The sequence below is a fragment of the Segatella baroniae DSM 16972 = JCM 13447 genome (assembly GCF_000426585.1).
Taxonomy (GTDB): domain Bacteria; phylum Bacteroidota; class Bacteroidia; order Bacteroidales; family Bacteroidaceae; genus Prevotella; species Prevotella baroniae.
In genome coordinates this window covers 49,922-66,078 of the sequence record NZ_AUFQ01000001.1, presented here as the reverse complement: position 1 = coordinate 66,078, position 16,157 = coordinate 49,922, and the positions used below count along the sequence as shown (strand labels likewise).

General features: G+C 50.5%; 16 protein-coding genes. 11 read left to right on the top strand and 5 right to left on the bottom strand.

All coding sequences use genetic code 11. The annotated features are described in order from the left end of the window. Positions 1-245: 245 nt before the first annotated feature. The 6 genes from K334_RS0100325 (at position 246) to K334_RS0100300 (ending at position 7,419) form a co-directional block, all read left to right on the top strand. Positions 246-1,745 (top strand): 2-isopropylmalate synthase, encoded by a 1,500-nt coding sequence (locus tag K334_RS0100325; protein WP_021590660.1) that lies wholly within the window; start codon positions 246-248, stop codon positions 1,743-1,745. Between the two features lie 25 nt (positions 1,746-1,770). Further along, on the top strand, positions 1,771-3,162 hold the full coding sequence (leuC, locus tag K334_RS0100320; protein WP_027444350.1) for a 3-isopropylmalate dehydratase large subunit: 1,392 nt from the start codon (positions 1,771-1,773) through the stop codon (positions 3,160-3,162). A gap of 10 nt (positions 3,163-3,172) precedes the next feature. Continuing rightward, complete coding sequence (leuD, locus tag K334_RS0100315) at positions 3,173-3,763, top strand: 3-isopropylmalate dehydratase small subunit (protein WP_025881089.1); 591 nt, start codon at positions 3,173-3,175, stop codon at positions 3,761-3,763. Then, on the top strand, positions 3,742-5,301 hold the full coding sequence (locus K334_RS0100310) for a hydroxymethylglutaryl-CoA lyase-like TIM-barrel protein (protein ID WP_027444349.1): 1,560 nt from the start codon (positions 3,742-3,744) through the stop codon (positions 5,299-5,301). The genes leuD and K334_RS0100310 overlap by 22 nt, the downstream gene beginning before the upstream one ends. A gap of 341 nt (positions 5,302-5,642) precedes the next feature. After that, positions 5,643-6,704, top strand: a complete 1,062-nt coding sequence (gene leuB, locus K334_RS0100305) for a 3-isopropylmalate dehydrogenase (RefSeq protein WP_027444348.1) — start codon at positions 5,643-5,645, stop codon at positions 6,702-6,704. Positions 6,705-6,972: 268 nt separating this feature from the next. Beyond that, a complete protein-coding gene (locus tag K334_RS0100300; protein WP_025881091.1) occupies positions 6,973-7,419 on the top strand; it encodes a hypothetical protein in 447 nt (148 codons plus the stop codon). A gap of 46 nt (positions 7,420-7,465) precedes the next feature. Here K334_RS0100300 and K334_RS14260 read toward each other — a convergent pair whose 3' ends face one another. Genes K334_RS14260 through pyrB form a run of 4 tightly spaced genes read right to left on the bottom strand, consistent with a single transcriptional unit; the run spans position 7,466 to position 10,390 of the window. Beyond that, positions 7,466-7,624, bottom strand: a complete 159-nt coding sequence (locus K334_RS14260) for a FeoB-associated Cys-rich membrane protein (protein WP_021590580.1) — start codon at positions 7,622-7,624, stop codon at positions 7,466-7,468. A gap of 32 nt (positions 7,625-7,656) precedes the next feature. Beyond that, entirely contained in the window at positions 7,657-8,937 is a 1,281-nt protein-coding gene (gene glyA / locus K334_RS0100290) for a serine hydroxymethyltransferase (protein ID WP_021590624.1), read from the bottom strand. A gap of 44 nt (positions 8,938-8,981) precedes the next feature. Continuing rightward, entirely contained in the window at positions 8,982-9,440 is a 459-nt protein-coding gene (locus tag K334_RS0100285) for an aspartate carbamoyltransferase regulatory subunit (RefSeq protein ID WP_021590551.1), read from the bottom strand. 2 nt (positions 9,441-9,442) lie between these two features. Further along, entirely contained in the window at positions 9,443-10,390 is a 948-nt protein-coding gene (gene pyrB, locus K334_RS0100280) for an aspartate carbamoyltransferase (protein WP_025881094.1), read from the bottom strand. A 115-nt stretch (positions 10,391-10,505) separates the two neighbouring features. On the opposite strand from pyrB, the gene K334_RS0100275 reads away from it, so the two are divergent. From K334_RS0100275 to purN, 3 genes are all read left to right on the top strand, one after another. Continuing rightward, positions 10,506-12,821, top strand: coding sequence for a transglycosylase domain-containing protein (locus tag K334_RS0100275; protein WP_027444346.1), 2,316 nt, complete (start codon positions 10,506-10,508; stop codon positions 12,819-12,821). A gap of 63 nt (positions 12,822-12,884) precedes the next feature. Further along, positions 12,885-13,397, top strand: a complete 513-nt coding sequence (locus K334_RS0100270) for a nitroreductase family protein (protein ID WP_036889693.1) — start codon at positions 12,885-12,887, stop codon at positions 13,395-13,397. 33 nt (positions 13,398-13,430) lie between these two features. After that, entirely contained in the window at positions 13,431-14,021 is a 591-nt protein-coding gene (purN, locus tag K334_RS0100265; protein ID WP_036889691.1) for a phosphoribosylglycinamide formyltransferase, read from the top strand. A gap of 57 nt (positions 14,022-14,078) precedes the next feature. Here the strand turns inward: purN and K334_RS0100260 are convergent, their stop codons facing one another. Then, on the bottom strand, positions 14,079-15,002 hold the full coding sequence (locus K334_RS0100260) for a DMT family transporter (RefSeq protein WP_025881097.1): 924 nt from the start codon (positions 15,000-15,002) through the stop codon (positions 14,079-14,081). Between the two features lie 156 nt (positions 15,003-15,158). Here K334_RS0100260 and K334_RS0100255 point away from each other — a divergent pair, with 156 nt between their 5' ends. After that, positions 15,159-15,671, top strand: coding sequence for a DMP19 family protein (locus K334_RS0100255; protein WP_027444343.1), 513 nt, complete (start codon positions 15,159-15,161; stop codon positions 15,669-15,671). Then, on the top strand, positions 15,668-16,147 hold the full coding sequence (gene smpB / locus K334_RS0100250) for an SsrA-binding protein SmpB (protein WP_025881098.1): 480 nt from the start codon (positions 15,668-15,670) through the stop codon (positions 16,145-16,147). Before K334_RS0100255 ends, smpB begins: the two co-directional genes overlap by 4 nt. Positions 16,148-16,157: the final 10 nt, after the last annotated feature.

The window sequence follows — 16,157 nt, the reverse complement described above, 5'->3', positions numbered from 1 at the left end:
TTTTGTTTGTGTTCGTGTAAATTTATAACTTTGCAGTCGAATTATAATTGAAGTTATATGATAACGCTGAGTATTCTACATATTATATCTTCTATTCTTCTACATATATGGTAGAGTGTAAAGGTGTACATGTCGAATATTTCAATTATCATTGAAGAGCCTTTCCACTTTCCAAGAGAGTGTGAAAGGCTTTTTCATTGTCCGGATACTCGTTGTTTTAAAACAGAGAATTTAAGAATACAAATATGGATGAAAGATTATTTATTTTCGACACGACCTTGAGAGACGGGGAACAAGTGCCGGGGTGCCAGTTGAACACGGTGGAGAAGATTCAAGTAGCCAAGGCGCTTGAGACGTTGGGAGTCGACGTGATAGAAGCGGGGTTTCCCATAAGCAGTCCCGGCGACTTCAATTCCGTGATAGAAATATCCAAGGCTGTGACGTGGCCGACGATCTGCGCGCTGACCAGGGCAGTGCAGAAGGATATAGATTGCGCGGCCGAAGCGTTGAAATACGCAAAGCGTAAAAGAATACATACGGGTATCGGTACAAGTGATTCGCATATAAAATACAAGTTCAACTCGACAAGGGAAGAAATACTTGAGCGTGCGGTGGAAGCTGTCAAATACGCGAAGAAGTATGTGGAAGACGTGGAGTTCTACGCGGAAGACGCCGGACGGACGGACAACGCCTTCCTGACTCGAATCGTAGAGGCCGTCATCAAGGCCGGAGCCACCGTCGTGAACATTCCGGATACGACCGGTTATTGTTTGCCGGAAGAATATGGAGCGAAAATCAAGTATCTGAAAGACCATGTGGACGGCATAGACCGGGCCGTCATCTCGACCCATTGCCACAACGATTTGGGAATGGCCACGGCCAACACCTTCCAGGGAGTGCTGAACGGGGCCAGGCAAGTGGAGGTCACGGTCAACGGCATTGGCGAGCGGGCAGGCAACACTTCCTTGGAAGAGATTGCCATGATTCTGAAGTGCCACAAAGGGCTGGGAATCGACACGAACATCAATACGGAAAAGATATGCCCCACCAGTCGAATGGTTTCGAGCCTGATGAACATGCCTGTCCAGCCCAACAAGGCCATCGTCGGCAGAAACGCGTTCGCCCATTCCAGCGGAATCCACCAGGACGGGGTGCTGAAGAATGTGCAAACCTACGAAATCATCAATCCCAAAGACGTCGGACTGGACGACAATTCCATCGTGCTGACAGCCAGGTCGGGGCGTGCTGCCCTTAAATACAGGCTGCATGTGAACGGCATTGACGTGGATGACGAAGACAAGTTGGACAGTCTCTACAAGAAGTTCCTGGAGTTGGCGGATAAGAAAAAAGAAGTTTCGGACGCGGACATCTTGGTTTTGGCGGGAGCGGATTGCGCAGAAACGCGCAATGTCAAGCTCGATTACCTGCAAGTGACCACCGGCAAGGGCGTCAAGAGCGTAGCGAGCATAGGGCTGAATATCAGCGGACAGATGTTTGAAGAGGCTTCTTCGGGCAACGGTCCGGTGGATGCGGCCATAAAAGCGTTGAAGCGCATCATCCGCAAGGAGATGGTCTTGAAGGAATTTACGATACAAGCGATTGACAAAGGTTCTGACGATGTGGGCAAAGTCCACATGCAGGTGGAATATGACGGGCATGTCTATTACGGCTTCGGCGCCAATACGGATATTGTAACGGCTTCTGTCGAGGCATACATCGACTGTATAAACAAATTCAAATTGTAATTTACTATATTATCATTCTGTAATCATGAACACCTTATTTGACAAAATCTGGGACGAGCATGTTGTCCAAGTCGTTGAAGACGGGCCTACCCAGCTATATATAGACCGGTTGTATTGCCATGAAGTGACCTCACCCCAGGCTTTCAACGGGCTGAGGGAGCGCAATTTGCCGGTCTTCCGGCCCAATCAGGTCTTCTGCATGCCCGACCACAACATTCCAACCCATGACCAAGACAAGCCGATTGAAGACTCGGTCGGAAGAAAGCAGGTGGAAACGCTGAGCGCCAACTGCCGTCAGTTTGGGCTTACGGAGTTCAAGATGAACTCCAAAGACAATGGAATCATCCATGTCGTCGGACCGGAGAAGGGGTTGTCGTTGCCAGGGATGACCATCGTGTGTGGCGACTCCCACACGTCCACCCATGGCGCGGTGGGTGCCATCGCCTTCGGCATAGGGACGTCGGAAGTGGAGATGGTGCTGGCCTCGCAGTGCATTCTACAGTCCAAGCCCAAGTCCATGCGCATCAACATAGATGGGGAATTGGCCGCAGGCATGACGGCGAAAGACGTGGCTTTATATCTGATGAGCCAGCTGACCACCAGCGGGGCGACCGGCTATTTCATCGAATATGCGGGCGAAGTGGTGCGCCATCTGTCCATGGAAGGCCGTCTGACCTTGTGCAACCTCAGCATAGAAATGGGAGCAAGGGGAGGCTTCGTCGCTCCTGACGAGACGACTTTCGAATATCTCAAAGGTCGCGAGTATGCTCCTGTGGGCGAGGCGTGGGACAAGGCGATGGCCTATTGGAAAACATTGTGGAGCGATGACGACGCGGTGTTCGACAAGGAGTTGCATTTCAAGTCTGAAGACATCGAGCCGAGAATCACTTATGGAACGAATCCCGGCATGGGAATCGGAATAACGGAAAGCATACCGGCGGTCGATGAGGTCGCCGAGACGGGGCGCGACAGTTTTCTCAAGAGCCTTCAGTATATGGGGTTCGAACCGGGGCAATGTCTCTTGGGCCATCCTGTGGACTATGTTTTCTTGGGAGCCTGCACCAACGGCCGCATAGAAGACTTCAGGGCTTTTGCCTCTGTCGTAAGCGGCAAGAAGAAAGCTGCCGGCGTGACGGCGTGGTTGGTTCCAGGCTCATGGAAAGTCCAGGAGCAGATTCACGAGGAAGGGCTGGACAAAGTCTTGGCCGATGCCGGCTTCGAGATTCGCCAGCCGGGTTGTTCGGCCTGCCTTGCCATGAACGACGACAAGATTCCGGCGGGCAAGTATGCCGTTTCGACCAGCAACAGAAACTTCGAGGGACGGCAAGGGCCTGGCGCGAGAACGATACTAGCCAGCCCATTGGTGGCGGCAGCCTGTGCCCTGACGGGCAGAATCACGGATCCACGAACTTTATAATATTGAAACAATGAAACAAAAATTTGACATCATAGTCTCCACATGTGTTCCACTACCTTTCGAGAACATCGACACCGACCAGATCATACCGGCCCGCTTCCTGAAGGCAACCGACAAGAAGGGGATGGGAGACAACCTGTTTCGGGATTGGCGGTATGACGCGGATGGAAAGCCGAACAAGAGTTTCGTGATGAACGACCCCTCCTATTCGGGCGTCATACTGGTTGCGGGAAAGAACTTCGGCTCGGGCTCGTCCCGCGAGCATGCTGCATGGGCCATTGCCGGTGCCGGTTTCAGGGTGGTTGTCAGCTCTTTCTTCGCCGACATACACAAGAACAACGAATTGAACAATTTCGTTTTGCCCGTCGTCGTGACCGAACCGTTCCTTCAGAAGCTGTTCGAGAGCATTGAGAACGACCATCAAACGCAGGTCAAAGTGGACTTGCCCAATCAGACCATCACCAATCTGGCGACGGGTGAGAGTGAACATTTTGAAATCAATTCCTACAAGAAACACTGCCTGATGAATGGCCTGGACGACGTCGATTTCTTGGTGGAAAACAAAGAGAAGGTAGTCGCATGGGAGAAGAGAAGGTCGTAGTAGAGATCATGGACAGCACCCTCCGTGACGGAGAACAGACGAGCGGAGTGTCCTTCTTGCCGCATGAGAAGCTGGTGATCGCCCGCAAACTCCTGTCCGACGTGAACGTAGACAGAGTGGAAGTGGCTTCCGCACGGGTGTCCGCCGGTGAGAAGGACGCGGTGAAGATGATTTGCCGATACGCCGCATCGCGTGGCATTCTCGAACGGGTGGAAGTGCTCGGGTTCGTCGACGGCCATCAATCTGTCGACTGGATTCATGAATGTGGGTGCAAGGTGGTCAACCTTTTGGCCAAAGGGTCGTTGAAGCATTGCACGCAGCAGCTGCACAAAACTGCGGACGAGCATGTCGCCGACATCTTGGAAGAGGTGGAATATGCACGCTCCCGGGGGATGACGGTCAATCTGTATTTGGAGGATTGGTCTTCGGGCATGCAGGATTCACCGGAATATGTATATTACATGATGGACCATCTGGCGAATGCCGGAATCCGAAGGTTCCTGCTTCCCGACACATTGGGCATATTGCATCCGCTGCAATGTGTCGAGTTTCTGAGGAAAATGATCAAGCGCTATCCCGACACCCATTTCGATTTCCATGCCCACAACGATTACGACCTGGCCGTCAGCAATTCGCTTGCGGCGGTCTTGTGCGGCGTCAAGGGAATCCATGTCACCGTCAATGGCTTGGGCGAGCGGTGTGGCAACGCTCCGTTGGCGTCCGTCCAGGTCATTCTGAAAGACATGTACCATGCGGTCACAAACATCCATGAGGACAGGCTGAACGAAATCAGCCATCTTGTGGAGGGCTATAGCGGAATCCCCGTCGCGCCCAACACGCCCGTTGTGGGGGACTATGTGTTCACCCAGGTTGCGGGGGTTCACGCGGATGGCGACAACAAGGACAATCTATATTGCAACAGACTGTTGCCGGAGCGTTTTGGAAGGCACCGGGAATATGCTTTGGGCAAAAATTCGGGCAAGGCGAACATCGTCAAGAACCTGGAAGACCTTGGCTTGGAATTGACTTCAGAGCAGACCAAGGCCGTCACCAAGCGTATCACGGAGCTGGGAGACAAGAAGGAACTGGTCACGCAGGAGGACTTGCCCTACATCGTCAACGACGTGCTGAAGCACAACATCCTGGAAGACAAGGTGAAGTTGGTCAGCTACATGGTCCTCACGTCGTATGGACTGAAGCCCCTTGCCAGTATCAAGGTCAACATCCGAGGCGTGGAGTATGAAGCCGATTCCACCGGCGATGGCCAGTATGACGCCTTCGTGAAGGCGCTCCGCAAGATCTATCGTGAGAAGCTGAACAAGGAGTTTCCGCTCTTGGACAACTATGCTGTCAGCATTCCGCCCGGCGGACGGACGGACGCGCTCGTCCAAACAATCATCACCTGGCGTGACGGAAATAGGATTTGGCGAACCAGAGGCCTGGACGCAGACCAGACGGAGGCCGCAATCAAGGCCACGTTCAAGATGTTGAACCAGGTCGAAAACGACAGTCTCCCACCAAACTTGAGAAATGTTTAAATACAAAATAGTAACCAAATGATTGCTCCCCTGTTGAAAACAAGGCCGGTGTTCACGTTTTAATGGACTATAATCGATGTGCGGTAATGATATTATCACGTGCCGGTTATCGGATAACCGGAGCCTGTTTACGGTGTAACCGCAGCCTGTTTACAATGTAATCATGGCCTGTTTACAGTGTAACCGCGGCCTGATGAGGTCTCGAAAAAGCCTCTTTTGGTCGGCTGTAGGTGAGTGTTGCAGAGCAGGCGCAGACCTGTGCTTCTGTGCATGCTGGAAAATGGAGGCATGTGGGGCTTCGGGCTTGGGTTCGGCGGGCGCAATCACAATGATTGGATGATATGGAATTGAAAATCGCCGTCTTATCTGGTGACGGTATCGGACCGGAGATCATGAAGCAGGGACTGAATGTCCTCAGTGCGGTGGCTGAAAAGTACAACCACCGATTCACTTATCGCGAAGCCATTTGTGGCGCTCACGCCATCAGGACTGTGGGAGACCCTTTCCCCGAGCAGACTTTCCAAGTGTGCATGGAGGCTGACGCCGTGTTGTTTGCGGCCGTCGGCGACCCGGAGTTCGACAACGACCCGACGGCCAAAGTCAGACCGGAGCAGGGACTCTTGGCCATGCGCAAGAAGTTGGGCCTTTTCGCCAACATCAGGCCTGTGGCGACATTCGAAAGTCTGCTCCACAAGAGTCCGCTCAAGGAGGAACTGCTGAAAGGCGCCGACTTCATCGTGATTCGCGAACTGACGGGTGGGATGTATTTTGGCGAAAAATACCAAGACAACGACAAGGCCTATGATACGGACATCTACACCCGCCCGGAGATAGAGCGCATTCTCAAGGTCGCGTTCGAGTGCGCCAGGAAAAGGAAGAAGCACCTCACGGTCGTGGACAAGGCGAACGTGCTGGCCAGTTCGCGCCTGTGGCGCCAGATAGCCAAGGAGATGGAGCCGCGCTATCCGGATGTGACCACGGATTATATGTTCATCGACAACGCGGCCATGCGGGTGCTGACAGAGCCGCGCTTCTTCGATGTCATCGTCACGGAAAACACCTTCGGCGACATCCTGACGGACGAAACGTCGTGCATCACCGGCTCCATGGGCCTGCAACCGTCGTCCTCCTTGGGCGAGCACACGCCTTTGTTCGAACCTGTACACGGCTCGTGGCCGCAGGCAGCCGGGAAGAATGTGGCCAATCCCGTGGCCCAGATACTTTCCGCGGCCATGCTGTTGGAGCATTTCGGCCTGACCGTCGAGGGGGCACTCGTCAGGGAAGCTGTGGAGGCCAGCCTGCGGACGAATGTCAGAACGCCGGAAATCCAGGTGGAAGGCGGCGAGACTTACGGAACGAAAGAGGTGGGAGAGTGGATTGTCAATTGGATAGCCGCCCATTGATTGCTGTTCTGTAGTAGGTCTGTGGGCCCGCGACAGAACAACCCCAGATTGGTCGTCAGGCTTTCTCGCCGCCCCACGGCGCGGGGAAGCCCCTATGACTGGTTTGGGGCGAATGCTGTCCATACGGATGCTATGCGGCTCCATGAAAATAAAGGAGGGCCAACGCTTTGGCCCTCCCGTCAAGTTCGGCTTCTCACGAAGCTTTTCTACATAAACATTTTACATTTACTGAATACCTTTTTATAAGTGGATTCAACAGAAGCGGTTGATGGTGCCTGTAGCCCGACGGTTAATCGTCTCACACGCTTTCATCATCGTCGTCATCAAAGAATCCTTTTATAATTTTAATGGTTGTTTGATGTCGTTGCCATGCACGTCGATGCGCAATCTTCTTGCCGTTGCCGATGCAGACGCGAAAGCAATTGTTCGTACTTCATCCTATCTCTGTCTGTTTATGAGATGTCTGATTGTACGAAGAATTGGATGCAAACTTACACCAAAAGCAAGAAAAATGCAAATCAAGAGGCTACGCAAAATTGCGCAAAATGGTGTTGAAGGCAAAAAAAGCTACGCAAAATTGCGCAAAACCAGTCCGGCAAGGCTGTCGGGAGATAAAAACAAACGGCATAACGGCATGCTTTTCGATAAAAAACACCTATCGGGGAACAGCAGTCGCCAAATGGATGGAAAAAAGCCATATCGTTACGTTGCGTAATGATATGGCTTTTTATGATGGCAGATGGTTGCTGACCGTCTGCCGGCTACTTCTTTTTGCAGTTTTTCAGGTCTTTCAAATCCTTCAAGGCACAGCCCGAGCACCCATGGCACTTGTCATTTGCATGCTTGATGGCTTCTCTTGTCCGATAGCCCACATACAAAAGGCAAAGCAATAGAATGACGGCGATGATGAAGGTCTGCATAAGCTGCTTTTGAAGTATGGTCTTGCAAAAGATTAGTAGGCAAACAACGGATAGGCCTTCATCGTGTCGTTCACCTTCTGGCGAACCTTGGAGATGACCTGCTCGTTCTCAGGATCGGCCAACACTTCGTCTATCAAATCAGCTATCAGTCGCATCATGTCTTCCTTGGCGCCGCGCGTTGTCATGGCAGCGGTGCCGAGTCGAATGCCTGAAGTCTGGAAAGCCGACCGCTCGTCGTAGGGAACCTTGTTCTTGTTCACGGTGATGTCTGCGGCGACGAGGGCGTTTTCAGCCACCTTTCCGGTCAGGTCGGGATATTTCTGTCGCAAGTCCAGCAACATGGAATGGTTGTCCGTGCCGCCACTGACAATGCTGAAGCCGTGGTCGATGAGCGCGTCGGCCAGAACGGCGGCGTTGGTCTTCACCTGTGTCGCGTATTCTACCCACGAAGGAGTCAAGTTCTCTCCAAAGGCGACGGCTTTGGCGGCGATGACATGCTCAAGCGGGCCACCTTGGTTGCCAGGGAATACAGCCGAGTTGAGGAGCATGCTCATTTTCTTGACGACGCCCTTTTTCGTCACATATCCCCACGGGTTGTCGAAGTCTTTGCCCATGAGAATCACGCCACCGCGCGGGCCGCGCAACGTCTTGTGGGTGGTTGTCGTCACGACATGGGCGTATTTCAGCGGATTGTCGAGCAGACCGGCCGCAATCAATCCTGCGGGGTGGGCCATGTCGATCATCAGCAAGGCTCCCACTTCGTCGGCGATTTTGCGCATTCTCGCATAGTCCCATTCACGGCTGTAGGCCGAACCGCCACCGATAATGAGTTTCGGTCGGTGTTCCCGTGCGAGTTTTTCCATTTCGTCATAGTCCACCCGCCCCGTCTCTCTGTTGAGCGTATAGCCTACATGATTGTATAATATTCCGGAAGTATTCACCTCGCTGCCATGCGACAAGTGGCCGCCTTGGTCCAAGTCCAGCCCCATGAACGTTTCGCCGGGCTTCAGCACGGCCAGCAGGACGGCTTGGTTGGCCTGTGCCCCCGAATGTGGCTGCACGTTGGCATATTCCGCTCCGAACAGTTTCTTCACCCGCTCGATGGCCAAAGTTTCCACCTCATCGACAACCTGGCAGCCGCCATAGTAGCGTTTGCCGGGATATCCTTCAGCATATTTGTTCGTGAGATAGGAGCCCATGGCCTCCATGACTTCATCACTTACGAAATTTTCAGAAGCGATAAGCTCCATGCCTTTCAACTGACGCTGATGTTCTTTCTCAATGAGATCGAAGATTTCTTGGTCTCTTTTCATTTTACCGGTACTTTAATGGTTAGAAAATATAAGAATGATTCTTGTTAGCAAAGTTCGACTTTACCCATCTCCTGTTCCTTGTCGCAGTAATGGCATTTCAGGATTCCATTGACCTTGTCCACGACATTGAAAACCGTTTGCATGGGTTCGTTGTTGGTAATGCACTTGGGGTTGTTGCATTTGACGATTCCCCGAAGTTCGTCGGGCGTTTCCACCGTTTTCTTTTCGACGACTTCGTATCCCTTGATGATGTTCAGCACGATTTTGGGAGCCACCACGGACAGTCTGGAAATCTCTTCCGTGGTGAAGTATTTGTCGCTGACTTTGATGATTCCCTTCTTACCCAGCTTTTTGGATAGATAGTAATTGCCGATCGTGACGGGCGTTGTCAGTCTGTCAAGCCCCAGCAGGGCCGTCACCTGGTATGTCTTTTCCGCGGGGATGTGGTCGATTACGGTTCCGTTTTCGATGGCGGCCACAAGCCTTTCCTTTTTATTTTCCATGATTACTCAATAATGGTTGTGTCGTTCTTAATGTCATCGAGTGTTATTCCGAGCGTGTGGCAGAAGATGGCTTCCCTTGCGTACAAGCCGTTCTGCGCCTGTTGGATGTAATAGGCGTGTGGGTCGTTGTCCACGTCATACGCAATTTCGTTAACACGTGGGAGTGGGTGCATGATTTTCATATTGGGCCGGGCCAATCCCAGCATGTCGCGCTTCAGTATGTACACGTTCTTCACCCGTTCGTATTCCATCAAGTCGCTGAAACGCTCTTTCTGTACGCGGGTCATATACAAGATGTCTGCGTCGGCGATGATCTTTTCATTGAAAGCCGTGTGCTCCTGGAACGTAATGCCGTGCTCCTTGCAATACAATTTGTATTCGTTCGGCATGGCCAGTTCCTTGGGAGCGATGAAATGAAAGGTGGGATTGAAATGCCGCATGGCGGTTATTAAGGAATGGACGGTTCGGCCGTATTTGAGATCGCCGACAAGATAGATGTTGAGGTTTTCAAGTGTGCCTTGTGTCTTGTAGATGGAATAAAGGTCCAGCAGACATTGTGAGGGGTGCATGTGCGCGCCGTCACCGGCATTGATGATAGGGATGGGCGCGACTTCGCTGGCATACTGCGCAGCACCTTCTATATAATGTCGCATTGCGATGACATCCGCATAATTGCTGACCATCAAGATGGTGTCTTTCAGTGTTTCTCCCTTGGAAACACTCGACGCCTTTGCATCGGAAAAGCCAATTACTCTTGCCCCCAGGCGATTGGCCGCCGTCTCAAAGCTGAGTCGTGTCCGAGTGGAAGGCTCATAAAACAAAGTTGCGACGACTTTACCTTTCAACAATTCACGGTTGGGGTGGTGCTCGAATTCTCTTGCCATTTGAATGAGATACAGAATCTGTTCCTTATTCAAATCAGCAATCGTTACAAAATTATGTTTTCCCATATATTTTTGTTTGAATTGGTCTGTATCCGACGTCAAAGTTAGGCATAATTTTTATTTCGCTGGTCATTATTCATGGAAAAGTTGTAATTTTGTCGAAATTAAACTATTGAACGATATGCGAAAGGCGCTCATTCATTTTCTTTGGGGCATTTTGGTAATAGCCATAACGACTATAACCCTTGCTTTTGTAGGAATTTGGAATGGATGGATCGGCTACATGCCGCCAATTGACGATTTGCAGAATCCTATTGGGCGATTTGCAACCCAGGTGTATTCAAGCGACGGAAAGGTGATCGGCACTTGGAATCTGAATAAGGAGAACAGGGTCGCGGTTCCTTACGACAAGATTTCCCCATACCTGATCAAGGCTTTGGTCGCGACCGAGGACGAGCGCTTCTACGAACACTCCGGAATTGATTTCATCGCGCTCGGACGTGCCCTCGTCAAGCGTGGAATCTTGGGGAAGACCAGCGCGGGGGGAGGCAGCACCATCACCCAGCAGCTGGCCAAGCAACTCTATTCTTCAACGGCCGGCAGCGTGCAGGAGCGGCTTTTGCAGAAACCGATAGAATGGGTGATAGCCATCAAGTTGGAGCGAACCTATACCAAGGAGGAAATCTTGACTTTGTATCTTAACTATTTTGATTTCCTTCATAATGCCGTCGGCATAAAGACGGCAGCAAACACCTATTTCAACAAGGAACCCAAGGACTTGTCCATCACGGAAGCGGCCACGCTGGTCGGCTTGTGCAAGAATCCGTCGTTGTTCAACCCCGTGCGTTATCCGGAGCGTTGTGAGCAAAGACGCAACGTCGTGTTGGGGCAAATGCAGAAAGTCGGCTATCTGTCAAAGGCCGAATACAATCAATTGTCGGATGAGCCTTTGAAACTATCCTTTCATCGGACAGACCACAAGGATGGAACAGCCACTTATTTCCGTGAATTTCTGCGCCAGTACATGATGGCCAAGCGGCCGGACAAGGAGGAGTATCCATCTTGGAATCTCTCTCAGTTTACGATCGACTCCATAGCCTGGGCCTCCGACCCGCTCTATGGCTGGTGCAATAAAAACTTCAAGAAAGATGGCAGTCCTTACAATGTCTATACCGACGGACTGAAAGTCTTTACGACGATAGACTCGCGCATGCAGCTTTACGCGGAAGAGGCTGTGTACGCGCATGTGGCGAAATTCCTTCAACCCGCGTTTAACAAGGAAAAGCAGAACAAGCCGACGGCTCCTTTCTCCAACCAACTTTCGCGAGCACAGGTGCAGAACATTCTGCACAGAGCTGTAGTCCAGAGCGAACGCTATCGTGCGATGAAAGCGGCAGGAGCGTCCGATCGGGAGATTTCAGAGGCATTTCACAAGAAAGTCGACATGACGGTGTTCACCTATCATGGAGATTTGGACACGGTGATGAGTCCATTGGACTCCATCCGCTATTATAAGAAATTCCTCAGAGCCGGCTTTATGAGCATGGATCCCAAGACCGGTGCGGTGAAAGCTTATGTCGGAGGCTTGGACTACAACCATTTCATGTACGACATGGTGATGGGGGGACGCAGGCAGGTGGGGTCGACCATCAAGCCCTATCTGTATGCTATGGCGATGGAAAACGGATTTTCTCCCTGTGACAAGGCACCCAATATCCAACGTCCCTACATCGTTGCGGGCCAGAGATGGACGCCAAGGAACACCTCGCATAGCCGGTATGGACAGATGGTCACCCTGAAATGGGGACTGGCCCAGTCCAACAACTGGATTTCGGCCTATCTCATGAGCAAGATGAATCCGAGGCAGTTCGTTCAGATATTGCATGACTTCGGTATCAACAATCCTGACATCTACCCTTCGATGGCCTTGTGTCTTGGCCCGTGTGAGGTTTCCGTAGCCGAAATGGTCAGTGCCTATACGGCTTTTGCCAATCATGGAATCCGCACGGCACCCCTTTTTGTGTCGCGTATAGAGGACAACGAGGGGAATGTTGTGGCACGTTTCCAGCCGCGAATGAATGAGGTCATCAGTTCGGAGAGTGCCAATAAAATGCTTGTACTGCTGAAAGCCGTAGTCGACGAAGGGACGGCCGGGCGTCTTCGCTACAAGTATCACTTTACTGGAGAAATCGGCGGCAAAACGGGAACGACGAATCGCAACAGCGATGCTTGGTTCATGGGTTTCACGCCGGAGCTTGTAAGTGGGTGTTGGGTAGGCGGAGAGGATCGTGACATCCATTTCGACTCCATGCAGATGGGGCAAGGGGCCACGATGGCGCTACCCATTTGGGCCTATTATATGAAAAAGGTATATAGGGACAAGTCCTTGGGCTATTCTGATGAAGCCTCTTTCGGATTGCCCGCCGATTATAATCCTTGCTTTAAGGAAGAGGGGGAGGAAAACCCGCTCGATGAAATAGATGAGGTCTTTGAATGAGAAGCTCACCGTTGGGCTGTTGGAAACCTCTGGAAATGTATATCATCTAAAATAAGATTTATCATGACAACAATCCTGGAACGATGTCGGCAGAGGTTTTCCGTACGGAAATTTACGGACGAACCTGTGTCAAATGAAGAATTGAACTATATACTGGAGGCGGCGCGACTGGCTCCGTCGGCTGTAAACCGACAGCCTTGGAAGTTCGTCATTGTCGCTTCCGACTATGGCAAGGCCATGTTGCGGGCGTGCTATGACCGAGAGTGGTTCAAGTCCGCCCCATTGTATATAATATGTATGAAGAACGTCGAAGAGAATTGGATAAGGCCTGCTGACGGGAAAGCCCATGGTGACATCGATGTAGCCATTGCGACGGAACACATGTGTCTGGCGGCAGCGGAGCGCAATCTGGGAACTTGTTGGGTTTGCAATTATGATGTGGCAAAGCTGGCTGCCTGTTTCCCGGAGGAGCATTGCGAAGCTGTGGCCATTATCCCCGTCGGGCATGTGGCGGCTGATTGTCCATGCCCAATGAAAAAGCGGAAGACATTGGAGAGCATTGTCGTGCGAGTTTAAATTCTGATTTACCACAACAAACCATTCTAAATAATGACTTCTATCAATTTGGCAATATTTGCTTCTGGAAGCGGAACTAATTGTGAGAACATCATCCGTCATTTCAAGAACTCGGATTTGATAAATATAGCTTTGGTAGTTTGCAACAGAGAGGAAGCCAAGGTCGTGGAGCGGGCACGGCGCCTCGGTGTAGATACACGCATCATAACCAAAGCGATGTTGGAGGACGAGCAGACTTTCCTTCCTATGTTGCGTGAATATGGGATAGATTTTATTGTTTTGGCAGGATTCCTTCTGATGATTCCTGCTTATTTAATAGAAGAGTTCAATCGGAAGATGATAAATATCCATCCTTCGCTTCTACCTAAATTCGGTGGAAAAGGTATGTTTGGCATGTACGTTCATGAAGCCGTATTTAAAGCCCGTGAACAGAAAACGGGTTTCACAGTCCACTGGGTGACGGAAAAGTGTGACGGGGGAGAAATCGTTATGCAATGTCAGACTGACTTGTTACCGACAGACGACATTGAAGCCATAGCCCAAAAGGAACACGAATTGGAAATGAAATTCTTTCCCAAAATCATCGAGCGGCTTGTCCTTGATTGCTTTAAAGACGGGAGGTGACGCTCTTGAATCCATTTCAAGGAATAGACTGGACACTTGATGATTGCAATGATGAAATTATTCTTTCTGTCTGTTTATGAGATAGATACCTAAGGTTGACAGCGTTCCGGCTATCAGGTACTTCCAATGGAATGGCTCGTGAAGACAAAGACAGGAAGTGACGGCTCCGATAACAGGAATCAGTGAGTTGTAGATTGCCACTTTGCCTACAGAATTGCAAGTCAGCAATTTGTTGTAAAGTGTGAACCCGATGGTGCTGATACCAACTAAAAGCGAAAGATAAACAAACCCGAGTATCGTGACGGTAGGGAGCCTGCCACCGAGGCATAGTCCTGGAATGATCAAAAAGGCACCACCGATAGCCAAACTAAGTCCGGTGCCAATAAAAACATCTATGCGTTTGCCCAATCCTCGGGTCATTAGTGACGCCGTGGCTCCACATAGAGCGTTCAGAATGATCATTCCGTCGCCAAGCCAGGTGAAACGACCGCTTTCCTCACTTCCCAGATTTAACGACAGAACTCCGGCAAAACCGATGATGCAGCCTGTCAGTTTGTTGAAGGTGAGTCGGTCGCTCTTGAAGAACATACATGCAAAAATGACGACGGAGAACACACTCAGGGAATTGAGAATCGCCGCACGCGAACCTGCGCTATGGGATAGGCCAATATAGAAAAAAGAATAGTGAAGCGTCGTGTTGACCAGACAAAACAAAAGAATGTACCACCAACTTCCTTTTGTCTTGCAGTTGAAGTCTTTGTGTGAGGCTTTGGCTGTCATGAGAATGATAAGCCCGGACAGGCAAAAGCGTATGCCTGCAAACAACATTTTGCTGCCTGTCATGTCGGGGCTTATGCCGAACTCAAGGAATCCCAGCTTGATGAGCGGGTAAGCCCAGCCCCACGCGATGGCTGCCGACAAAGCGAACAGCGACACGAATGGGGGCTTCTGGAAGATACCGGCATTTGTCTTTTCTTTCATTTCAGCCATTGTCTTTTGCTTTTGAATCTCTGGCATGCCTTTGGGCAAAGGCAGTTGCAAAAGTACGTATTTGTTTCTGTTTGGAATAGATAAATATATTGATTTTTGCAGATGTGAGAATAATTATTTACTTTTGTCGAAAATAGATAAGCGAAGATGGTGGATGTCGTCATTAAAAATAGTGTATTGGCCCAAGCGGCTGCGGCAGGTATGGATGAGTTTGTCAACACCTTTGTTGATGCAATCAAGGTCGCCGTTGGCGGCGAGTTGACCGTGGAGACCATGCAGCAGTTGAATGCCGACCAAATTACGTTGTTGGGCTATAGCATACTGCGTGAAGAAGTGATGGATGGAGGCTTTATACAATTGATTTATAATGGATATGGAGCTTTCATTTACAGAAATCCTTTTGACAAGGCACTGCGTGGATGGGGACTGGCAGACTTGTACGGTATCGTCAATAAAAGCCGTAAATACTATAATAAGTATCACGAGCGGATTGAACGGGAATGCACTGACGAAGAGTTCATGGCCTTGTTTGAGGCAATGCCCGAGTTTGATGATTTCGACGACGCCTTTGTAGAAGGGGAAGAACGTTTCACCGCCATGGTCGCAGCCTATATTGATGACCATATTGAGGATTTCGCAAAAATTGATGAAGCACTATGAGCAAGCGTGAATTAGATGTAAGAAAGAAAAGTCCCATCCAAATCAGAAACAAGAAGGCATCCTTTGAATATTATTTTGTAGAAACATTTACGGCCGGCATAGTCTTGACAGGAACGGAGATCAAATCCATCCGCCAGGGCAAGGCTTCCCTGGTCGATAGTTATTGCTATATACACAAGGGGGAAGTGTGGGTGAAAGGGATGAATGTCAGTCCTTATTTTTATGGTTCTTTCTCCAACCACGAAGCCAAGCGTGACCGTAAACTGTTGTTTACCCGACGTGAAATCCACAAATTGGAAGAGGTGACGAAACAGGTCGGATTTACCATTGTTCCAACATTGATTTTTATTGACGACAATGGAAGGGCAAAGGTGGACGTTGCGTTGGCAAGAGGCAAAAAAGAGTTTGACAAGCGGCAGACCCTGAAAGAAAAAGAAGATAGGAGAGAGATGGACAGGGTGGTCAAGCGATTCTGACCTTTGGACA